Origin of the sequence: Polaromonas sp., from assembly GCF_010365105.1 — a bacterium.
Classification (GTDB): Bacteria; Pseudomonadota; Gammaproteobacteria; order Burkholderiales; family Burkholderiaceae_C; genus Polaromonas.
In genome coordinates this window covers 1-21,414 of record NZ_JAAFGZ010000023.1, presented here as the reverse complement: position 1 = coordinate 21,414, position 21,414 = coordinate 1, and the positions used below count along the sequence as shown (strand labels likewise).

21 protein-coding genes are annotated in these 21,414 nt (G+C 63.9%); 12 read left to right on the top strand and 9 right to left on the bottom strand.

Translation table 11 applies throughout. From position 1 onward, the window contains the following. Window positions 1-81: 81 nt before the first annotated feature. Entirely contained in the window at window positions 82-1,071 is a 990-nt protein-coding gene (locus tag GZ092_RS14775) for an XdhC family protein (RefSeq protein WP_293637487.1), read from the top strand. 19 nt (window positions 1,072-1,090) lie between these two features. Beyond that, window positions 1,091-1,657 carry an NTP transferase domain-containing protein gene (locus GZ092_RS14770; RefSeq protein ID WP_293637528.1) on the top strand — a complete coding sequence of 189 codons (567 nt, stop codon included), beginning with the start codon at window positions 1,091-1,093 and terminating at the stop codon, window positions 1,655-1,657. Between the two features lie 80 nt (window positions 1,658-1,737). On the opposite strand, the gene GZ092_RS14765 is transcribed toward GZ092_RS14770, so the two are convergent. From GZ092_RS14765 to GZ092_RS14755, 3 genes are read right to left on the bottom strand one after another with little or no spacing between them, the layout of a single operon-like run. After that, window positions 1,738-3,969, bottom strand: coding sequence for a xanthine dehydrogenase family protein molybdopterin-binding subunit (locus tag GZ092_RS14765; protein WP_293637486.1), 2,232 nt, complete (start codon window positions 3,967-3,969; stop codon window positions 1,738-1,740). Further along, complete coding sequence (locus GZ092_RS14760; RefSeq protein ID WP_293637485.1) at window positions 3,966-5,060, bottom strand: xanthine dehydrogenase family protein subunit M; 1,095 nt, start codon at window positions 5,058-5,060, stop codon at window positions 3,966-3,968. The genes GZ092_RS14765 and GZ092_RS14760 overlap by 4 nt, the downstream gene beginning before the upstream one ends. Continuing rightward, the gene (locus tag GZ092_RS14755) at window positions 5,057-5,629 is read right to left on the bottom strand and encodes a (2Fe-2S)-binding protein (RefSeq protein ID WP_293637484.1); all 573 of its coding nucleotides are present in this window, start codon (window positions 5,627-5,629) and stop codon (window positions 5,057-5,059) included. Before GZ092_RS14755 ends, GZ092_RS14760 begins: the two co-directional genes overlap by 4 nt. Window positions 5,630-5,797: 168 nt before the next feature. Here GZ092_RS14755 and coaBC point away from each other — a divergent pair, with 168 nt between their 5' ends. From coaBC to GZ092_RS14735, 4 genes are all read left to right on the top strand, one after another. After that, on the top strand, window positions 5,798-7,081 hold the full coding sequence (gene coaBC / locus GZ092_RS14750) for a bifunctional phosphopantothenoylcysteine decarboxylase/phosphopantothenate--cysteine ligase CoaBC (RefSeq protein ID WP_293637482.1): 1,284 nt from the start codon (window positions 5,798-5,800) through the stop codon (window positions 7,079-7,081). Further along, complete coding sequence (locus GZ092_RS14745; protein ID WP_293637481.1) at window positions 7,078-7,485, top strand: hypothetical protein; 408 nt, start codon at window positions 7,078-7,080, stop codon at window positions 7,483-7,485. Before coaBC ends, GZ092_RS14745 begins: the two co-directional genes overlap by 4 nt. Continuing rightward, a complete protein-coding gene (dut, locus tag GZ092_RS14740) occupies window positions 7,482-7,928 on the top strand; it encodes a dUTP diphosphatase (protein WP_293637479.1) in 447 nt (148 codons plus the stop codon). The genes GZ092_RS14745 and dut overlap by 4 nt, the downstream gene beginning before the upstream one ends. A gap of 209 nt (window positions 7,929-8,137) precedes the next feature. Continuing rightward, complete coding sequence (locus tag GZ092_RS14735; RefSeq protein ID WP_293637477.1) at window positions 8,138-8,731, top strand: glycine zipper 2TM domain-containing protein; 594 nt, start codon at window positions 8,138-8,140, stop codon at window positions 8,729-8,731. Window positions 8,732-8,818: 87 nt separating this feature from the next. Here GZ092_RS14735 and GZ092_RS14730 read toward each other — a convergent pair whose 3' ends face one another. After that, window positions 8,819-9,343 (bottom strand): FKBP-type peptidyl-prolyl cis-trans isomerase, encoded by a 525-nt coding sequence (locus GZ092_RS14730; RefSeq protein ID WP_293637475.1) that lies wholly within the window; start codon window positions 9,341-9,343, stop codon window positions 8,819-8,821. A gap of 14 nt (window positions 9,344-9,357) precedes the next feature. On the opposite strand from GZ092_RS14730, the gene GZ092_RS14725 reads away from it, so the two are divergent. The 3 genes from GZ092_RS14725 to GZ092_RS14715 all read left to right on the top strand — a co-directional run bounded on the left by GZ092_RS14725 (window position 9,358) and on the right by GZ092_RS14715 (window position 11,624). Next, on the top strand, window positions 9,358-10,587 hold the full coding sequence (locus GZ092_RS14725) for a cupin domain-containing protein (RefSeq protein ID WP_293637474.1): 1,230 nt from the start codon (window positions 9,358-9,360) through the stop codon (window positions 10,585-10,587). Between the two features lie 37 nt (window positions 10,588-10,624). Further along, window positions 10,625-11,137: a hypothetical protein gene (locus tag GZ092_RS14720; RefSeq protein ID WP_293637473.1), complete on the top strand. Its 513-nt coding sequence runs from the start codon at window positions 10,625-10,627 to the stop codon at window positions 11,135-11,137. A gap of 211 nt (window positions 11,138-11,348) precedes the next feature. Further along, complete coding sequence (locus GZ092_RS14715; protein WP_293637471.1) at window positions 11,349-11,624, top strand: hypothetical protein; 276 nt, start codon at window positions 11,349-11,351, stop codon at window positions 11,622-11,624. Window positions 11,625-11,677: 53 nt separating this feature from the next. On the opposite strand, the gene GZ092_RS14710 is transcribed toward GZ092_RS14715, so the two are convergent. The 5 genes from GZ092_RS14710 to GZ092_RS14690 form a co-directional block, all read right to left on the bottom strand. After that, a complete protein-coding gene (locus tag GZ092_RS14710; protein WP_293637469.1) occupies window positions 11,678-12,451 on the bottom strand; it encodes an MBL fold metallo-hydrolase in 774 nt (257 codons plus the stop codon). A 41-nt stretch (window positions 12,452-12,492) separates the two neighbouring features. Beyond that, window positions 12,493-13,533, bottom strand: coding sequence for an outer membrane protein assembly factor BamC (gene bamC, locus GZ092_RS14705; protein ID WP_293637527.1), 1,041 nt, complete (start codon window positions 13,531-13,533; stop codon window positions 12,493-12,495). A gap of 138 nt (window positions 13,534-13,671) precedes the next feature. Further along, the gene (gene dapA, locus GZ092_RS14700) at window positions 13,672-14,556 is read right to left on the bottom strand and encodes a 4-hydroxy-tetrahydrodipicolinate synthase (protein WP_293637467.1); all 885 of its coding nucleotides are present in this window, start codon (window positions 14,554-14,556) and stop codon (window positions 13,672-13,674) included. A gap of 92 nt (window positions 14,557-14,648) precedes the next feature. Next, window positions 14,649-15,278, bottom strand: a complete 630-nt coding sequence (locus GZ092_RS14695; protein WP_293637465.1) for a class I SAM-dependent methyltransferase — start codon at window positions 15,276-15,278, stop codon at window positions 14,649-14,651. Between the two features lie 191 nt (window positions 15,279-15,469). Beyond that, window positions 15,470-16,711: an MFS transporter gene (locus tag GZ092_RS14690; protein ID WP_293637463.1), complete on the bottom strand. Its 1,242-nt coding sequence runs from the start codon at window positions 16,709-16,711 to the stop codon at window positions 15,470-15,472. A 158-nt stretch (window positions 16,712-16,869) separates the two neighbouring features. On the opposite strand from GZ092_RS14690, the gene GZ092_RS14685 reads away from it, so the two are divergent. The 3 genes from GZ092_RS14685 to GZ092_RS14675 all read left to right on the top strand — a co-directional run. Then, window positions 16,870-18,849, top strand: coding sequence for a DNA topoisomerase IV subunit B (locus GZ092_RS14685; protein WP_293637461.1), 1,980 nt, complete (start codon window positions 16,870-16,872; stop codon window positions 18,847-18,849). Next, complete coding sequence (locus GZ092_RS14680) at window positions 18,849-19,766, top strand: lytic transglycosylase domain-containing protein (RefSeq protein ID WP_363254537.1); 918 nt, start codon at window positions 18,849-18,851, stop codon at window positions 19,764-19,766. The genes GZ092_RS14685 and GZ092_RS14680 overlap by 1 nt, the downstream gene beginning before the upstream one ends. A gap of 338 nt (window positions 19,767-20,104) precedes the next feature. Then, the coding region (locus GZ092_RS14675) for a DNA topoisomerase (ATP-hydrolyzing) (protein ID WP_293637459.1) at window positions 20,105-21,414 on the top strand (1,310 nt) is incomplete at its 3' end.

The following is a 21,414-nucleotide window of genomic DNA, read 5'->3' as shown; positions in this document are numbered from 1 at the left end:
GCCGGCCGCGTCCTTCACAAAAGAACATCCTGCCTTGGGGACACTGGCACGGCTGTGTCTGCCCGAACCCTGGAGCTTTAAATGGAAAGTCTGGATTTGCGTGTGCTGGCCGATGCCCTGGGCTGGCGCCGTGCCGGCTGGCCGGTCACGCTGGTCACGGTGGTGCAAACCTGGTGCAGCGCGCCGCGCCCACCCGGTGCGCTTCTGGCCGTGCGCGGTGACGGCGCGGTGAGCGGTTCGGTGTCGGGCGGCTGCGTCGAGGATGACCTGATTGCCCGCATCCGCTCGTCCGAGGGCGCCCACAGCAGCCCCAAGCCGGCCATGATGGCCTACGGCGTCAGCCGCGAGGAAGCGGCGCGCTTTGGTCTGCCGTGCGGCGGCACGTTGCGGCTGGTGCAGGAGTCGCTTGAGGAGATCGCCTGGGTCGAGGACGTGCTGCGGCGCACGGCCCGGCATCAGCGGGTGGCGCGCACCCTGACGCTGGCCACTGGCAATATCACGCTCAGCAATGCCTCGCGTGGCGCCGGTTTGCAGTTTGACGGCCTCACCTTGACCACGGTGTTCGGCCCGCGCTGGCGTTTGCTGTTGATTGGCGCAGGCCAGCTGAGCCAGGCGGTGGCCAATATTGCGCTGATGCTCGACTTCGAGGTGCTGGTGTGCGATCCACGTGAAGCTTACGCGGCCATACCGCATCTGTCGGGTGTGACGCGCCTGCCCGGCATGCCTGACGACGTGGTGCGCGAACTCCTGCCCGACGCGCACACGGCCATCGTCGCGCTGACGCACGACCCCAAGCTCGACGACATGGCGTTGCTGGAAGCGCTGACCTCGGATGCGTTTTATGTTGGTGCGCTCGGTTCGGCGCGCAACCAGATGGCGCGCAAGCAGCGCCTGGGCGAGCATTTCGAACTGAGTGCGCAGGAACTGGACCGCCTGCAAGGGCGGGTGGGGCTGCGCATCGGCGCCCGGACGCCGGCGGAAATTGCCGTGTCGGTCATGGCGCAGGTCATCGAAGTCAAGAACGCGCAGCTTGTGGGGGCGCGTCCCGCCAGTGCGGTGGTGCAGGGCTGAAGCCGTGGCCGTGCTGCCCATGGTGATCGTGCTGGCGTCCGGACGCGGCGAGCGGTTCGTGGCCAGCGGCGGTAGCGGCGCCAAGCTGCAGGCCCGGCTGGGCGGCTGCAGCGTGTTGGAGCACACGCTGAGGGCCGTGCAGGCCTCGGGTCTGCCCTGGCATCTTGAAGCAGCGATGCATCCCGGCATGGGCGACTCGATTGCCGCCGGTGTTCGCGTGACGGCGGGCAGCCCGGCCTGGCTGATCCTGCCGGGCGACTTGCCGCTGGTGCAGCCGGAGACGCTGCGCCAGATCGCGCAGGCGCCACAGTCGCTGGACGTGGTGGTTCCGCTGGTCACCTCGGGTCACGCGGAGGGTCCGGTCAATGGCCCGCAGCGCGGCCACCCGGTGCGGTTTTCGGCGCGCTGCGGGCCTGAACTAATGCAGCTCACGGGCCCGCAGGGCGCTGCCGCCCTGGTGCGCGCCTGGGGCGAAACGCTGTGGCCGGTGCAGGACGCCGGTTGCATTCTGGACATCGACACGCTGGAGGACCTGCACCGCGCCGAGCGACTGCTCGGCTTGAGGAGTTTTCCGTTGGCCGGATGAGCGCAGTGCGGGGGTTTTTGGATGAAAAAGGCCTTTTGCGCAATACGGGCATACGCAGGAAGCTATTAAAAAAATAGCAATCAGTCTGGCGCCATGACCTTGTCCGGTGTCATCGGTGTGCTGCGCACGCGCCGGCCGGTGGCGTGGTAGATCGCATTGCAGACCGCCGCCGCCACGCAGACCATGCCGATCTCGCCCACCCCCTTGGCGCCCAGGCGGCTGACGATGCGGTCGTCTTCTTCCACAAAGATCACGTCGATGTCATGGATGTCGGCGTTCACCGCCACGTGGTACTCGGCCAGGTTGTGGTTCATGAAGCGGCCCAGCGCATGGTCGCTGTGGGTTTCCTCGTGCAGTGCCTGGCTGATGCCCCAGACCACGCTGCCCACGATCTGGCTGCGTGCTGTCTTGGCGCTGATGATGCGGCCTGCCGCAATCGCGCTGACCACCCGCGTCACGCGCACGGTGCCAAAGGCCTCGTCCACCCGCACCTCGCAAAATACCGCCGAATGCGTGGCACGCACATAGTTTTTCTGCTTTAGGGCGTTGGGCAGCATCAGGTATTTTTCCTCGATGCTGTCCAGGCCAGCAGCGGCCAGGATGTCGCTGAACGGCACGGCCGAGCCCGGCATCTTGATCAGCTGCAGGCAGCCATTGACGCATTCGACCTCATGGGATGCGGTGACTTCAAACGGCGAATCGGGCATGGCCCGGGCCAGCTTCCAGAGCTTTTTCTGCAGCTTCTCGCACACGCCTTCGACCGCCGAGCCGACCGTGGCGACATGCGACGAGCCACCCTCGACCGGCGCAAACGGCAGCGTCGAGTCGCCAAGGCGAAACGTCACCTTCTCCAGCGGCAGGCCCATGGCGGCGGCGGCGATCTGGCTCATCACGGTGTAGGTGCCGGTGCCGATGTCGCTGGCCGCGCTGCTGACGACGAGCCGGCCGTCGGCGTGCAGCACCGCGCCCGCGCGGGCGAGCATCTGCAGCGCATCCCAGGTACCGGTGGCCATGCCCCAGCCGATCAGTTCGTTGCCCTCTTGCATAGCGCGCGGCGCAGCCGGACGGCTGGCCCAGCCAAAGCGCTCGGCGCCTTGCGCGTAGCAGGCGCGCAGTTCCTTGCTGGAGTAGGGCAGATTCCTGGCCGCATCGCGTTCAGCGTAGTTTTTCAGCCGCAGCGCCAGCGGGTCCATGCCAAGGGCATACGACAGTTCGTCCATCGCCACTTCCAGCGCATGCACACCGTGCGCCGCACCGGGCGCGCGCATGTCAAGCGGGCTGTACTGGTCGAGCGCGACCAGTTTGTAGTCCAGCCGCACGTTGTCGCATTGGTAGAGCTGGCCCGACCAGTTCACCACCACTTCGACGTAGTCTTCCAGCCTTGACGTTTCGGCTACCGCTTCATGCACCACGGCCTTGAGCGTGCCGTCGCGCTCGGCGGCGAGTTTCACCCGCTGCCAGGTTTCGGGCCTGTGGCCAAAGGTGAACATCTGCTGGCGCGTGAGCACGACGCGCACTGAACGTTTGAGTTGCAATGCGCCCATCACCGCCAGAATCAACTGGTATTGCGGCCGCAGGCCCGAGCCGAAAGCGCCGCCAACAAACGGGTTTTTCACCGTCACCTTGTTTTTGGACAGGCCAAACACCTGTGACACCATCCAGCGGCTGTTTTGTGCGCCTTGCGTCTTGTCGTAGATCGTCAGGTGGCCGTCGTCCGAGCGAATCACGGTGCTGGCGTGCATTTCCATCGGGTTGTGGTGCTCCACGCCGCTGTAGAAGTCGGCGTGGATGCGCACCGGCGCGGCTTCATAGGCTGCATCGGCATCGCCTGTGGGTTTGGGCGGCGGCGAAAATCCCGCCTTCAGCCGGCTCGGCTTGTGGCTGCGGTTCAGGTTGGCCAGCAGGTCCGTCTGGTGCGCTTCCTCTTCGTAGGTCACCTGCACCAGTGAAGCGGCGTAGCGCGCCGCCTCGAAGTTCTCGGCCAGCACCAGCGCCACTGGCTGGCCGCTGTAGAGCACGCCATCGCTGTAAAACGGCTTGAAGGGTGAGCCACCCGGCGCGGTCATGTCTTTGTAGAACAGGTCCAGCTTGCGCGCCTCATCCAGATGCAGTGCGGTGATGCGCCCCTTGGCAATCGTGCTGTTCACCACCACCCCGTAGGCCATGTCGGGCGCGCTGTGCTCGGCGGCATAACGCGCCTGGCCGGTCACCTTGGCCGGACCATCGATGCGCGAAATCGAATCGCCCTTGGCCACCAGGCCGGTGCCGGGTTCGGCCACCGGCTGCACATCCTCTATTAAAACTGCGTTCATGGCGCATCCTCCGCGTTGTCGTTGTCGTTGTCGTTGTCGTTGTCGTTATTGACTGTATTTGCCACGGTGCCAGCAAGCGCCATTTCCAGCGCCCGCACCACGGCGCGCTGCGCCATCGGAATCTTGAAGGCATTGCTGCCCGGCCCGACGCCCTGCGCCTGCGCGCCGCGCAACAGGTGCTTGGCGGCCTCTGCAAAGGCAGCAGGGCTGGCGGGCTGGCCCACCAGCAGCGCCTCGGCCTCGGGGTCGCGCCAGGGTTTGTGCGCCACACCGCCCAGGGCAATGCGCGCCTCTTTCACCAAGCCATCCGCGCCAATGTCCAGCGCGGCAGCCACCGACACCAGCGCAAACGCATACGAGGCCCGGTCGCGCAGCTTGAGGTAGGCCGAATGCGCCGCAAAGCCGGGCGCAGGCGGCGGCAGGTCGATGGAGGTGATCAGCTCGTCGTGCGCCAGCGTGGTATCGATGTCGGGCTGCCCGCCCGGCAGGCGGTGAAAGTCGGCCATGGCAATGGCGCGGCCACCGCGCGGCGACTGCACCTGCACCACGGCGTCCAGCGCCCGCAGCGCCACGCACATGTCCGACGGATGCGTGGCAATGCACTGTTCGCTGGCACCCAGAATCGCATGCAGGCGCGCCAGTCCGCTGATGGCCGGGCAGCCGCTGCCGGGAACGCGCTTGTTGCATGGCACGCCGGTGTCATAAAAATAATAGCAACGCGTGCGCTGCAGCAGGTTGCCGCCGTTGCTGGCCATGTTGCGGATCTGCGCCGAAGCGCCGGCCAGGATGGCCGCGGCCAGCAGCGGGTAGCCGCGTTGGACCAGCGGGTGGTAGGCGGTGTCGGCATTGCGCGCCAGTGCGCCCAGGCGCAGGCCGCCGTCCGGCAGGGCCTCGATGCTGTTCAATGCCAGCGGGTTGATGTCCACCAGCCGCGCCGGCCGCATCACGTTTTCCTTCATCAGGTCGAGCAGGTTGGTGCCGCCGGCAATGAACTTGCCAAAGCCTGCCGCCGTTGTTGAACCGGGGCCGGGGCCGATCTGTTCCAGTGCCGTTTCCACGGCACTCGCGGGGAGGTAGGCAAAGTTGATCATGCCGGCACCACGCCAGGAGTAGCCAAGCGGCCAGCTGTAGTGCCCGCGCCTGGTTTGCCTTTGCCCAGCGCCACCTCGCTGACAGCCTGCACGATTTGCGGGTAGGCGCCGCAGCGGCAGATGTTGCCGCTCATCAGCTCGCGGACGTCATCCGGCGTGCGGGCATGGCCTTCATTGACAAGCCCGACAGCCGAACACAACTGGCCCGGCGTGCAGTAGCCGCACTGGAAGGCGTCGTGGTCGATGAAGGCCTGCTGCAGCCGATGCAGCGCCGGGCCGGTCTCCAGCCGGGCCAGGCCCTCGACGGTGGTGATCTCGCGGCCGTTTTGCATCACCGCCAGCGTCAGGCAGGCGTTGATGCGCCGGCCATCGACCAGCACCGTGCAGGCGCCGCACTGGCCGTGGTCGCAGCCTTTCTTGGTGCCGGTAAGTTCCAGCCTGTCGCGCAGCAGGTCAAGCAAAGACACCCAGGCCTGCACTTCCAGCCGGTAATCCTGCCGGTTGATGCGCAACTCGATGGTGTGTTGTGGCGGTCCGGCCAGCGCGGCGGAAGGGGGTTGGTCAGCCATGGCAAGCTCCTTGTGGTGGGGTTTTTGACTGCAGGGCAGGTCATGAAATTGAATGCTAGAGCGCTGCCACCAGGCCGATTGAAAGCGGCAATACCGCCCGGTTGTCAGACAAGGCCGCATGGGGCATGGCGCTTTGGCGCGGACCTTGAAACTGCTACATTGCCTGCCATGACACATCAAGCAAACGCACCGGGCGGCAACGAAGCCCTTGAGCTGGCCGGCAAACACATCGTGCTCGGGATGTCGGGCGGCATTGCCTGCTACAAGTCGGCCGAACTGTGCCGGCTGCTCATCAAGGCCGGCGCCACGGTCCAGGTGGTGATGACCGAATCAGCCGCCCAGTTCATCACGCCGGTCACCATGCAGGCGCTGAGCGGCCGACCGGTGTACTCGAACCAGTGGGACGGCCGCGAGCCGAACGCCATGGCGCACATCAACCTGTCGCGCGAAGCCGATGCCATCTTGATTGCGCCGTGCAGCGCCGACTTCATCGCCCGGCTGGTCCAGGGGCGCGCCGACGAGCTGCTGAGCCTGCTGTGCCTGGCGCGGCCCGTGGACCGGGTGCCGCTGCTGGTCGCGCCGGCGATGAACCGCGAGATGTACGCGCACCCGGCGACGCAGCGCAACCTGGCGCAGCTGGCGCAGGACGGCGCCACGGTGCTCGGCGTCGGCACGGGTTTCCAGGCCTGCGGCGAAACCGGCGACGGCCGCATGCTGGAGCCGGCCGAACTGCTCGAAGACCTGATGGCCTTCTTCACGCCCAAGGTCCTGCACGGCCAGCGCGTGCTGGTCACGGCCGGACCGACCTACGAGGCCATCGACCCGGTGCGCGGCATCACCAACCTGTCGAGCGGCAAGATGGGCTTTGCCATCGCCCGCGCCGCGCGCGAAGCCGGTGCCGAGGTCACGCTGGTGGCCGGACCGGTCAGCCTGGCCACACCGCGCGGCGTCACGCGAATCGACGTGAAATCTGCATCAAACATGCTCTCTGCGGTTGCTGGACGGGCGCAGTCAGCTAGTATTTTCATAGCAACGGCGGCGGTGGCCGACTGGCGGCCGGCCGACCCGTCGATGCAAAAAATCAAGAAGGACGGCTCTGGCCAGGCGCCGCAGCTGGCCTTTACCGAAAACACCGACATCCTGGCCAGCGTGGCCTGCTCGCCAGCGGCGCAGGCCGGCCGGCTGTTTTGCGTCGGCTTTGCGGCGGAAAGCCACGATCTGCTGGAAAACGCGCAGGCCAAACGCTTGCGCAAGCAGGTGCCGCTGCTGGTCGGCAACATCGGCCCCGACACCTTTGGCCAGGACGACAATGCCCTGCTGCTGATTGACGCGCAGGGCAGCCTTGAATTGCCCCGGGCGTCCAAGCGCTCGCTGGCGCAGCGGCTGGTCGGCGAGATTGCCCGCCGGATTCAAACCCATGCGCCCGCCGGGCAGAACACCACGCTCTCATGATGCAGCCTTCGAACACCCCGCCTGACGGTGACTTTGTGCGCTACGTCGAGCGCCTGACAGCCGCACAGGCAGTCGCCAGGAGTGCACCAGCGTCTGGGGGGCCGATGGCGATTCCGGGCTTGCCGTCGGTGGCGGCGGGGCTGCAATCGGTGGCGCGCATTCCTTTTCTGCGACATGTGAAATGGATCGTCGGCCTGTGGGTCGCCACGCAAATCCTGGGCCGCTTCGTGCCCGGCGCCGGGTTTTTGTTCATTCCCATACTTGCGGTGTATGTCGCCTGGCTCATCTACCGCTTGAGATCGCAGCCACCGGGCGCTTTCGTCGACAAAATGGCCGCGCTGGCCAAACGCGCAGCCGAAGAAGCCCGAAAAGTACCCTCCAACCGTCCCAAAAACAAGCCATGAACATCGACCTCAAGATCCTCGACCCGCGCCTTCAGGACAAGCTGCCCGCCTATGCCACGCCCGGCAGCGCCGGCCTGGACCTGCGCGCCTGCCTGGACGCGCCCCTGACGCTGGGCGCCAACGCCTGGCAACTGATTCCTACCGGCCTGGCGATTTATTTGCACAACCCCGGCTATGCCGCGATGATCCTGCCGCGTTCCGGGCTGGGCCACAAGCACGGCATCGTGCTGGGCAACCTGGTCGGGCTGATCGACAGCGACTACCAGGGCCAGCTCATGGTGAGCGCCTGGAACCGGAGCGACGTGCCCTTCACCATCGAGCCCATGGAGCGCATCGCCCAACTGGTGATCGTTCCGGTGGTGCAGGCGCAATTCAATGTGGTGAGCGAATTCGTCGCCACCGAACGGGGCGAGGGCGGTTATGGCTCGACCGGAAAAGCCTGACCAGGCACCGCTCCAGGCTCATGGCATGCGTGAGGTCTGTCCTACGCGCATTGATTGCACCATCCCACGCACGCTAAGCTACGGACCTGACCTAAAAACCAGTGATCTGCCTTTCAAATCAGGGCTTCAGATTCCTTCATGCCTGGCTGAATTAAAAAAGAAAAGCCCAGGCAGGACGGAATCTCAATGACTTCATCCAGGAGAATTCCATGCGCCGTATTTCCCGCTTTGTCTCAGTGACCGCTTCAGTGCTTGTTCTGGCCGGTCTGGCCGCCTGCGGCACGGTGCCCATGGACAACCAGGGCCAGATGTCGTCGTATCCGGCGCCAGCGTACCCGGGCCAGAGCCCATACCCCAGCCAGTATCCGAACCAGTACCCCACGCAGTCGCAATATCCGGCGCAACCCCAGTACCCGGGGCAAACGCAGTACCCAACCCAGAACCCGCAAGGCAATTACGTGGAATACGGCCGTGTCAACAACATCGAGGTGTTCCAGAACCAGCCGCAGGCGCAAGGTCCCGGCCTCGGCGCGGTGCTGGGCGGTGTTGCCGGCGCGGTGGTGGGTCGCCAGATCGGCGGCGGCAGCGGGCGCGACTTTGCCACGATTGCCGGCGCCGTTGGCGGCGCCGTGGCCGGCAATGCGATCCAGAACAACAACCGCAATGCCAACGTCAGCCAGACCTACCGCGTCACCGTCCAGCTGGACAACGGCGGCGCACGTGCCTATGACGTGCCGGCCACCGGCGAATTGCGCATCGGCGACCGCGTCAGGATCCAGAACAACCAGCTGTTCCGCTACTGATTCGCAGGCAGCCTGACGCAAAAGCGGCGCCGCAGTTTGATCTGTGGCGCCGCTTTTTTATGGGCCAGTAGATAGCAGTAGCGCTTTTCAGTGCAGTGTGCCGTTGCCGCTCGCCGTGGACTCCAGCTTGAAAAACCCGGTGCCCAGCGAACCTTGGCCGATTTCCGACTCGGTAGCCTCGCGCACCGATTCGACCTTCAGCGCCAGCCGGATGGCAATGCCCCCCAGCGGGTGGTTGCCGTCCAGCACCACATGCTCGGGGTAGATGTCGGTCACGGTGTAGATGTGCTCGGATGGAATCTGCGCGGTGGCGCCTGCCGGCATGGCCGCGCCGTCAAAGGTCATGCCTTCTTCGAGTTCAGCCGGAAAAATTCTGCGCGGCTCAAGGAACACCAGGTTCTCGTCGTAGTCGCCAAAGGCATTTTCAGGCTCCAGGTGCAACTCCAGCGTGTCGCCGGCCGCATGGCCGAGCAGCGCTTCCTCGATGCTGGCCAGCAGGTCCTTGCCGCCGAGCAGGAACTCGACCGGCTCGTCCAGTTCGTCCAGTACATCGCCCAAAGTGTCTTTCAGCGTCCAAGTCAGGGCAACGACGCATTGCGGGGTGATTTTCATCGGACAATTGTCCCATGGATGTCAATCAGCCCCTCTCCCTTCTCGCCGGTCTCACCCCCGCCCAGTTCATGCGCCGCCACTGGCAGAAAAAGCCCTTGCTGGTGCGCCAGGCCATTTCCGGTTATCAGCCTTTTCTCAGCCGCGCCGCGCTGGCCAGGCTGGCTTCGCGGGAAGAGGTCGAGTCGCGCCTGATCGTCCAGCAGGACAATGGCTGGACACTGAAGAAAGGGCCGTTTGCCACCCGAAGCCTGCCGCCGCTGGGCCAGCAAGGCTGGACCTTGCTGGTTCAGGGCGTGGATTTGCATGAACCTGCCGGCCATGCGCTGCTGCAGCAATTCCGTTTCGTTCCCGATGCGCGCATGGATGACCTGATGATCTCGTTTGCCACGCCGGGCGGCGGCGTGGGGCCGCATTTTGACAGCTACGACGTGTTCTTGTTCCAGGCCAGCGGGCGCCGGCGCTGGAAAATCGGCAAGCAGAAAGACTTTTCACTGCAGCCGGGCGTGCCGCTGAAAATCCTGCAAAATTTCGAAGCCGACGAGGAATTCGTGCTGGAGGCTGGCGACATGCTCTACCTGCCGCCGCGCTATGCCCATGACGGCATTGCCGAGGCCAGCATCGGGCCGGATGGAAAGCCTGCTGACTGCATGACGTATTCGATCGGCTTTCGCTGCCCGGTGGAGGGCGAACTGACAGCCGACCTGCTGCACCGGCTGGCTGAAATGGGCGAGGACGCCGCCGAATCGTGTGACGAAGAAAGCGAAGGCGCGCGCGCCGTTCCCAAGCGCATGTACCGCGACCCGGCGCAGCCTGCCACCGAAACACCGGCCGCCATGCCGGCCGGCCTGGCGGATTTTGCCCGGCAGGCGGTGCTTGAAGCGCTCAACGACCCGCTGGCGCTGGCGTGCGCGCTGGGCGAATCCATGTCCGAGCCCAAACCCGGCATCTGGTTTGACGAACCCGAACAGGCTTGGGATGGCGAAGCCGCCAAGGCCGGCCAGACAGGCATTGCGCTCGATGCGCGTACCCGCATGATGTATGACAGCGAGCACCTCTTCATCAATGGCGAAAGCTACCGGGCCAAGGGCGCCGATGCCGTCTTGATGCAGCGCCTGGCCAACCAGCGCCACCTGGCCGCGAGCGATTTGCGCAAGGCCAGTAAAAGCGCCATTGCCCTGCTGGGCGACTGGCTTGAAGCCGGCTGGCTCCAGCAAAACGAGCCCTCGCTCTCTAGCAAGGGCTGAAGGTCGGCACTTCGGCTGAATTCAAGGAGCAGGCTTCATGACATCCGAACAAGCAGGTGCAGTCCCTTCAATGCTGCCCGAAGGCCGTTTCAGCGGCCGCAGCGAATTCGCCGAACTGGTTCGGCAGGCCATGGCGGCAGCCGCAGCGCAGGGCTGGCGCGAAATGATCTGGTGCGATCCGGACTTCGCCGACTGGCCACTGGGCGAGCGCGCCGTGACGCAGGCGCTGAATGACTGGGCGGGAAGCGGCCGCAAGCTCACGCTGCTGGCCGAGCATTACGATATCGTTTTACGCAAGCATGCGCGTTTCGTCACTTGGCGGCGGACCTGGGCGCATGTGGTCGAGTGCCGCAAGAGTGGTGCGGCTTCAGCGGGCTGTCTGCCCAGCGCGTTCTGGAGCCCGGCGTGGGTGTTTGAGCGGCTGGATAGCCCGCGCTGCACAGGTGTTGCCGGTGCCGACATGGCCCATTGCAGAGTTTTGAAAGAGCGCCTCAACGAGCACCTTTTGGCCAGTTCGGCGGGTTTTCCTGCGACCGTTTTGGGCTTGTAAGTGTGGTTTTCCGGTTGCAGACCGTTGTCCGATAGCTTATTTTGAGCGTTTAAGGGTTTCCATGCTTGTGCTCGGCAGCATATAATTTGAGGCTGCGTAGAAAGAGCTCGAGTCCTTTCCTCACAGGTCAGGACACTGCTCGAATTTTTGAGCTTGAAGTTTTGACAATTTCCGGAAATTGTTTTCTTAAATATCATCAAGGATCGTAAAAATGAACAAGTCCCTCGTACTGGCTGCCATCGTTGCTGCTGTTGCCCTGGCCGCCTGCGGTAAAAAAGAAGAAGTCGTTGCGCCTGCACCTGCTCCTTCCGTCGTTGTCGTTCCTGCAGAAACCCCTTCCGCCACCGCCGCAGCTGCAGCTGCCACCGGCGCCGCTTCTGCTGCTGCCGAATCGGCCAATGCCGCTGTTGGCGCCGCTACCGACGCAGCTTCTGCTGCTGGCAGCGCTGCTACTTCCGCCGATGCCGCTGCATCTTCTGCGAAGTAAGTTTTCCTGATTCCCAAAAAAGCCGCCTCCGGGCGGCTTTTTTCATGGCCGGCTCAAAGCTGCAGCCAGGGCGTGCCGCTGGCCGGCCCGGCGACCACGATGTCGCCGGGCTGGCAGCCCAGGGCGTTGGAGAGCACATCCTGGACCAGACCGGGCCGGTTGTTTTGGGTGCTCAAGTGTGCCGCCACCAGGTGCTTCAAGCCGCCATGGGTCACGGCGCTCGCAATGGCGGCGGCCGCCGTGTTCGACAAATGGCCATAATCGCCGCCCACCCGTCGCTTCAAAAAAGGCGGGTACGCGGACTGGTCCAAGAGGTCGGTGTCGTGATTGGATTCCAGCAGCAGGGCGTGGCAGGTCTGCAGATGCGCCATCACATGCGACGTTGCATGGCCCAGGTCGGTCAGAATGCCCAGCTTGGCCGAGCCATCGGTGCAGCTGAGCTGCAGCGGCTCCCGGGCATCGTGTGGAACGGTGAAAGGCATGATCTCAAGGCCGCCCAGGTCAATCGCCTTGGCGTCCCGCGCGATATGCAGCAAGCCGTCAAAGTCAGGCGAGCCAATCGCCGAATGCGTTCCCTGGCTCATCCATACCGGAATCCGGTAGCGCAGCGCCAGTGTATGCGCGCATCCAATGTGGTCGCCATGCTCGTGGGTGATGAACACCGCATCGAGGTCTTCCGGCAGCAGCCCGGCCTGGGCCAGGCGAACTGCGAGTTGACGAATGCCCAGGCCACAATCCACCAGCAGGCGAAAGGGCAGCAGGCCGCTTGCTTCCACCAGTGTGGCGTTGCCGCCGCTGCCGCTGCCCAGACTCCTGAATCGCAACACTGTCGATCAACTGCTTGCTGGTGCGCTGCCTTGGCAAATGCTTACTTCAGATCGTCGGCAATCACCTTGACAATGCGCTGGGCATTGGCAGACGACTCGGGCGTTCCCTGGGCATTCAGGACAGAAACCGTGCTCTTTTCACCTTCGCTCTTGACCGAAATGCGGTATTTCAACGGCATGACGGTCGCAGCCGAGCCGCTGAACAGCTTGCTGAAAAAGCCCGGTTCGCCCTTGTTGGCGGTTGGCTCGACATAACGCACGAAGTAGGTGCCCTGGCTGCGGTCGCGGTCCTCGACGGTAAAGCCGGTGCGGTCCAGCGCCAGGCCAACCCGTCGCCAGGCGCGCTCGAAGCCTTCGTCGATTTGTACCACGGGCAGGTTGTTGAGCATGGCGATGCGCGATGTCTGCGTCGTGGCACCGGCGGCAATCAGCGCCTTGGACTGCTCCTGCGTCACGCCCAGCTTGACCATCAGGCGGCGCAGGAACTCCGCTTCGAGTTCGGGATCGGTCGGGCGCGGCTGCCAGATCGTGCCGTCGCCGCCGGCCGAATTGCCACCGCCCTTGCTGCCGGTGACAATTTCTTCCATGCCGCGGTGGCTGATGTAGATTTCGGTTCCGCCGTCGGGACGGCGCTCCAGGCGGGTGCGAAACTTGTCGCGCTCGCCGGTTGAGTACAGGCTGTCAAAGACCTTGCCCAGGGCATTGCGGATGAAATCCTGTGGCAACTTGGCTCGGTTTTCGGCATAGTCGGTTTCCATGATGCCGAGGTTTTCCTGGTCCTGTGCCAGCAGGAATCCGCTTTCCAGCCAGAAATCGCGCACCGGCGTCCAGAGCTTGTCGGCTGGGCGATTGACCACCAGCCAGCGCTGGTTGCCGGCGCGCTCAATGCGCACGTCGCCAACAGCAGCGGCCGCCGTGGTAACGGCCTGCGCCGGCTGGCCGATCTGGTAGCTGCTGGCGCTGACGGCCGTGCCCGGTACCACGTAGCGGGTGTCGCGGCTGAGCTGCGTCAGGTCGGGCGGCACATCAAGCGAAGGGCCTTTGGTGCCACTTGACTTGTAATCGACCCGCTCGCCTTCCATGGTGTCCCGTATCGTGGAGCAGCCTGCCAGCAGGCTGGCAGCCAGCAGTGCGGAAAGTGCAGCCGCGCTGCGCGCTTTGCGCAGCGCTGGGCGTTGCGTGGATCTTGGAAATGTCTTCACGTGGGATTCCCTTAAAAATCAGATCAGGCCGCAAACGCGCAAGGCGTTCTCGACGGCAGCTTCGTTGCTGGATTCAAGCGGTGTCATGGGCAGGCGCAGCGTGTTGCCGCACAGCCCCATTCGGGCCATGGCCCATTTGACCGGAATCGGATTGGCCTCGACGAACAGGTTGCGGTGCAGCGGCAGGAGCCTGAACTGCAGTTCCATGGCCAGCCTGACGTTGCCGGCCACTGCGGCCATGCACAACTCGTGCATCAGCCGGGGCGCGACATTGGCCGTCACGCTGATGTTGCCCTGGCCGCCGCAGAGCATCAGCGCCACGGCCGTCGGGTCGTCGCCCGAGTACACGGCAAAGCTTTTGGGCACTTCCTTGATCAGCCACTGGGCGCGCTCGATGTTGCCGGTGGCTTCCTTGATGCCGACAATGCCGGGCACTTCGGCCAGGCGCAGCACGGTGGCATGCGCCATGTCGGCAACGCTGCGGCCCGGCACGTTGTAGAGCACTGTCGGCAGGTCGCCCACGGCTTCGGCAATCGCCTTGAAGTGCAGGTACTGGCCCTGCTGCGTCGGCTTGTTGTAATACGGAACCACCTGCAACTGGCAATCGGCGCCCACCTGTTTGGCGAACTTTGCCAATTCGATGGCTTCAGCGGTGGAGTTGGCGCCGCAACCGGCCATGATCGGCACCCGCCTGGCGGCCTGCTCGACCGAAACACGGATGATCTCGCAATGCTCCTCGACGTTCACCGTGGGCGACTCGCCCGTGGTGCCGACCACGCCGATGCAGTCGGTGCCCTCGGCAATGTGCCAGTCAACGAGTTTGCGCAGCGTGGCGTAATCGACGCTGCCGTCTTCATGCAAGGGGGTTGCCAGAGCAACAATGCTGCCAGTAATGGGGTTCATGTCGTGCTTGTAACGTCATGGCTGGAGTGATGGAGCGGCTTCAAGGCGTTGAAGGCCGGCCCAAAAAGCCAAATGTGCATTCTACCCAGAGCTCAGGGAAGGGGGTATCTGGGCGGGCCGGACACTGCCACCGGCAGCATAGCGCTTGAACGCGCCGTATTCGCCGCTTCCCGAACGGCGGTGATGCGCTGGACGAAACGCGGCGTTTTGCCTGCTGGCCCTTCAATAAAACCGTCTTCAAAGGCGACGATGCGCAGCGTGCTGCAGGTGTCCAGCAGTTCTCCGGGGCGCAGCAAAAAATCAGGACTTGAAGGTTTCCCGACCGTCTCGTTGCCCTGCGTAAAGGTTTCGTAAATCAGCACGCCGCCGGGCGCAAGGCTGTCCAGCAGCGTTGGCATCAGCGGCCGCCACAGGTAGTTGGCAACCACCACCGCATCGAACTGGCGACCCGCAAAAGGCCAGGGGCCATTTTCAATGTCGGCCACCACGGCTTCGCAAGCCTGCGCCGGGATGGCTATGGATTCAATCGCGGCCTGCGCCCGGTCCACCAGCACGACCGGATGATTTCGCTGATGGAACCAGCGCGCATGGCGGCCATGTCCGCAGGCCACGTCGAGCACCACACCGCCCGGCTTGACCAGATGCGACCAGCGCACCACCCACGGGGAAGGCGCTGCTGCGTCTGCATGAAAGATGTCAGAAGCCGTTTGTTTTACTATCATTTGTGTAGCTGTTAACCACTGTCCTGTTTGCGCAGAAGGCCTGAAAAGCTTGAAATTTTGAAAAGAAGTCCTAAAAACAGGACCACATCTGGTCGGCCAGGGTGATCAGGAACTCGGGCCGCGCGTACAGCGAGAACACGCCCAGCGATGCCAGGATGGCCAGGCTCCACAGCACCGCTTTGCGCAGCATGTCAGGCGCCCTGCGGCAAGCCGCCGGGGCTGACGCGGTGAATCGGCGTTTCCCGGACCGGCAGGTTGATCAGCGCCGCCAGCACGCCCAGCACAATCGCGATGTACCAGACGATGTCGTAGCTGCCGGTGCGGTCATACAGAAAGCCGCCCAGCCACACACCCATGAAGGAGCCGATCTGGTGGCTGAAGAAGATGAAGCCGCTGAGCATCGACATGTGCTGGATGCCGAAGATCTGCGCCACCACCGCGTTGGTGGGCGGGATCGTCGAGAGCCACAGCAGGCCCATCAGGCTGGAGAAAATATAGACGCTGGCCGGGCTCAGCGGCGCGGCGATGAATACGCTGATCACGATGGCGCGCGAGAAATAGATCGTCGCCAGGATCTTGCGCTTGGCCATCCTCTGGCCGAGCACGCCCGCCGCGTAGGTGCCGAAGACGTTGAACAGGCCGATCAGCGCCAGCGCGTAGCCGGCCACCTGCGGCGACAGCCCCTTGTCCTTGAGGTAGCTGGGCATGTGAACACCGATGAAGACGACTTGGAAGCCGCAGACGAAGTAGCCCGCCATCAGCATCTGAAAGCTCGGGTACTTCAGCGCCTCGCGCAATGCCTGGCCGATGCTCTGGTCGCGCTTGGCGGGCACGCCGCCGTTAAAACCGCTTTCGCGCAATCCCAGCGCCGCTGGCACGATCAGCAGCACGGCGCCGCCCAGCACCAGCAGGGCCGTCTGCCAGCCAAGCGTGCTGATCAGGAAGCCCTCGGTCGGCACCATCAGGAACTGGCCGAACGAGCCGGCCGCCGCCGCCACGCCCATGGCCCATGAGCGCTTGTCCGCCGAGATATTGCGGCCGATGACGCCGTAAATCACCGCATAGGTGGTGCCTGCCTGCGCCGCGCCGATCAGCACGCCGGCCGTCAGCGTGAACAGCAGGCCCGTCGGCGACAGCGCCATGCCGACCAGACCCAGCGCGTACAGCACGGCGCCGCCGGCAATCACCCGGAACGCACCAAAGCGGTCGGCGACCATGCCGGCAAAAATACCGAAGATGCCCCACGACAGGTTCTGCACCGCGATGGCAAAGGCAAAGGTCTCGCGCGTCCAGCCCTGCGCCTGGGTGATGGGCTGCAGCCACAGGCCAAAGCCGTGCCGGATGCCCATTGACAGCGTGACAATGGCCGCGCCGCAGGCCAGGACCTGGAACATCGACAGTTTTTGGGGAGACGAAAGCGCGCTTGGAGTCATGGTCAGACTTTAACGAAAATGTCTTACAGGGACTGTCGCCTGCGCAAAATTTGACTCGCCAATCTCTGGAGCGCGGAAATAGCCAGACTTGAAGGCTGTATGTTTGTACAGTTGACGGGGTCGCCCCGGTCTACAATTCAGGCAACACTTGAACTGCCATGGCCGACAAAAACATCATTGCTTCCCCCGCTTATTCCGAAAGTTCGATCCGCGTTTTGAAGGGCCTTGAGCCCGTCAAACAGCGCCCGGGCATGTACACCCGCACCGACAATCCGCTGCACATCATCCAGGAAGTGCTTGACAATTCGGCCGACGAGTCACTCGCCGGACACGGCAAGAAAATCAAGGTCACGCTGCATGCCGACGGCTCGGTGACCATCGAGGACGACGGGCGCGGCATTCCTTTCGGACTGCATCCGGAAGAGCAGGCGCCGGTGGTCGAGCTGGTGTTCACCCGGCTGCATGCCGGCGGCAAGTTCGACAAGGGCAAGGGCGGCGCCTACAGTTTTTCGGGTGGCCTGCACGGTGTCGGCGTCAGCGTGACGAATGCGCTGTCCACCCGGCTTGAAGTCACGTCCTACCGCGAAGGCAAGGTCGCCAGCCTGGCTTTTTCCGGCGGCGACGTGATCGAGCCGCTGGTGCTGCGCAAGAGCGAAGGCGGCGACCGCAAATCCGGCACCACGGTGCGCGCCTGGCCAGACGCCAAATACTTTGAATCGCCGGCGCTGCCGATGGCCGAACTGACCCACTTGCTGCGCAGCAAGGCGGTCCTGATGCCCGGCGTGACCGTCACGCTGACCAACGAGAAAACCAGGGACGTGCAGACCTGGGTCTTCAAGGGCGGCCTGCGCGACTACCTGATGCAGACCCTGACTGCCGACCCGGTGATCCCGATGTTCGAGAGCGAAGGCTTTGCCGACAGCGCGCACGAAACCTTTGCCGAAGGCGAGGGCGCCAGCTGGTGTGTCGCGTTCACCGAGGACGGCGCGCCGGTGCGCGAAAGCTATGTCAACCTGATCCCGACCAGCGCCGGCGGCACGCATGAAAGCGGGTTGCGCGACGGCCTGTTCACCGCCGTCAAGAGCTTCATCGAACTGCATTCGCTGCTGCCCAAGGGCGTGAAATTGCTGCCCGAGGATGTGTTTGCCCGCGCCAGTTACGTGCTGAGCGCCAAGGTGCTGGACCCGCAGTTCCAGGGCCAGATCAAGGAGCGGCTCAATTCACGCGATGCGGTGCGGCTGGTGTCGAGCTTCGTGCGCCCGTCGCTGGAGTTGTGGCTGAACCAGCATGTGGACTACGGCAAGAAACTGGCCGAACTCGCCATCAAGGCCGCGCAGACCCGCCAGAAGGCCGGGCAGAAGGTCGAAAAACGCAAGGGTTCGGGCGTGGCCGTGCTGCCCGGCAAGCTGACCGACTGCGAAAGCAAGGACCTGGCGAACAACGAGGTGTTTCTGGTCGAGGGCGATTCGGCCGGCGGCAGCGCCAAGATGGGCCGTAACAAGGAAAGCCAGGCCGTGCTGCCGTTGCGCGGCAAGGTGCTGAACACCTGGGAAGTGGACCGTGACCGGCTGTTTGCCAACACCGAAATCCACGATATTGCGGTTGCCATTGGTGTCGATCCGCATGGCCCGAACGACACGCCCGACCTGAGCGGCCTGCGCTATGGCAAGGTCTGTATCCTGTCCGACGCCGACGTGGACGGCTCGCACATCCAGGTGCTGCTGCTGACGCTGTTTTTCCGGCATTTCCCCAAACTGATCGACGCGGGCCATGTGTACGTTGCCCGCCCGCCGCTGTACCGCGTCGATGCACCGGCGCGCGGCAAGAAGCCGGCGTCCAAGGTGTATGCGCTGGACGAAGGCGAGCTGACCGCCATTCTGGACAAGCTCCGCAAGGACGGCGTGCGCGAAAGCGCCTGGAGCATCAGCCGCTTCAAGGGACTGGGCGAAATGAGCGCGGAGCAACTCTGGGACACCACGCTCAACCCGGACACGCGGCGCCTTTTGCCGGTCCAGCTGGGTAACCAGGATTTCTTGCAGACCGAAAGCCTCATCACTAAACTGATGGGCAAGGGAGAGGCCGCAGCGCGCCGCGAGTTGATGGAATTGCATGGAGACGCTGTGGAGATTGATATCTGATGACCACTGATCCGTTACCCGACACATCACCCACCGCGACAGCCGCCAGGGATCGACAGCCCTGGAAAACGCCGCGCAAGCGTGCGGGTTTCCTGGCAATGCTGGTGTTGCTGGCCCTGCATGCCGCGCCGGCACGGGCCGACATCTGGGGCTATGTGGACGAGGACCGGATTCCGCATTTCGCCTCCAGCCGCCTGGACGAGCGCTACGAGCTTTTTCTGCGCGACAACATCGAACCCTACCGCTTGATGGACGTGCCGCGCAAGGCGCAGGACAGGGGCCTGGACGAGGCTTCCGCATCTGATTTGGCCGGCGTGGCGGGTGCTGGCGTGCTCTCGCCCAGGATGGCGGCTTTTTTTGAACGTTCGCCAGGGTACAAGGCGGTCAGTCCACTCTTGCGGGAAGCTTCCAGCAAGCATGGCATCGACTATTCGCTGCTCAAGGCCCTGATCGCCACCGAGTCGGGTTTCAACACCTTTGCGGTGTCGCCCAAAGGTGCCGTTGGCCTGATGCAGCTGATACCGCCGACCGCCGAGCGCTACGGCGTCACGGCCGGCAAGGACGGATCGATTGAAAAAAAGCTGACCGATCCGAAAATCAACATCAGGGCGGGCGCGCGCTACCTGGCCTACCTGATCAACATGTTTCCGGGCCGGCTGGAACTGGCGCTGGCCGCCTACAACGCCGGCGAAGGCGCGGTGCAGCGGGCGGGCAACCGGATTCCCAACTACCCTGAAACCCAGAACTACGTGAAGACCGTCATGCAGCTTTACAGCGGCCTGGCACCTGCCGGGCTCAAGGCACCGGCTGGCCGGGTGAGTGTGGAGCTGATGGGGGGTAACACAGGCCGCACCAGCATGCCGACACCGGGCAATCCGGTTTATCCGCTGATGCGCACTCAGTTTCCCGGTGAGTAGCCACTTGCGTTTGCGCGACGGCTCAGGTTTCATCCTGAAACGATCAGACTCAGTGCATCGCGCCTGACTTCTTGCACTAACCCGCCACATTTAGCGTTACGTTACTTTTGTTGCATCACGTAGTGATGCCGCAAATGCCGCTCCTGCCATCGATTTATATCCACTTTCTCCCAGCTTGCTTTCATTTTCAGATCATTCTTTCCGGTCGTTTTTTCGCCCCGGCCCTTGCCGTCCTGTTTGTGGCTTCGCGTTTAATCCGGGAGATGTCTGTAAACCGGACCAGGCATCTGCCTTGTCTTTTTCAATGCTTGATTTATTACTGACTGATTAAAAAAACCATGGATCTTTTCACGCCAGATACTGAACTGCCGATGCCTGCAACGCCTGACGAAGACTCGCTGGCGGCTTATGCCCAGCGGGCCTACCTTGAATACGCGCTGAGCGTCGTCAAGGGCCGGGCGCTGCCCGATGTCTGCGACGGCCAGAAGCCCGTACAGCGGCGCATTCTCTACAGCATGGCGCGCATGGGCCTGGCCTTTGGCGGCCCGAATGGCGCAACCGGCGCACGGCCGGTCAAATGCGCCCGCGTGGTCGGCGACGTGCTCGGCCGCTTTCACCCGCACGGCGACCAGGCGGCGTATGACGCGCTGGTGCGCATGGCGCAGGATTTTTCGCAGCGCTATCCGCTGATCGACGGTCAGGGCAACTTTGGCTCCCGGGACGGCGACGGCGCGGCCGCCATGCGTTACACCGAAGCCCGGCTGGCGCGCATCACCACGCTGCTGATGGACGAGATCGACGAGGGCACAGTCGATTTCATCCCGAACTACGACGGCTCCACCGAGGAACCGCGCCAGTTGCCGGCGCGCCTGCCGTTCACGCTGCTCAACGGCGCCAGCGGCATTGCCGTCGGACTGGCGACCGAAATTCCCAGCCACAACCTGCGCGAGGTAGCCGATGCCTGCGTGGCCTTGATCAAAAGCCCCAAGCTGACGGATGAAGAGCTGTACGCGCTGATTGCCGGCCCCGACTACCCGGGCGGCGGCCAGATCATCTCCAGCGGCGCCGAGATTGCGGCCGCCTACCGCACCGGACGCGGTTCGCTCAAGGTGAGGGCGCGCTGGAAGATCGAGGAACTGGCGCGCGGCCAGTGGCAGCTCGTCGTGCAGGAACTGCCACCGGGCGTCAGCACCCAGCGCGTGCTGGAAGAAATCGAGGAAATCACCAACCCCAAGATCAAGCTCGGCAAGAAGGCACTGAATCTGGACCAGGTCCAGCTCAAGCAGGCCGTGCTGGCGGTGCTCGACGTGGTGCGCGACGAATCCAGCAAAGACGCCGCCGTGCGCCTGGTGTTCGAGCCCAAGACCAGCCGCACGCCGCAGGCCGAACTCATCAACACGCTGCTGGCGCACACCAGCCTGGAGAGTTCGTCGCCGATCAACATGACCATGATTGGCCTTGACGGCCGGCCGACGCAAAAGTCATTGCGGCAGATGCTCAACGAGTGGATAGCCTTTCGCCAGACGACGATTGAAAAGCGCTCGCAGCACCGGCTTGACAAGGTGCTGGCGCGCATCCACATCCTGGAGGGTCGGCAGATAGTCCTACTCAACATCGACGAGGTGATCGCCATCATCCGCCAGTCGGA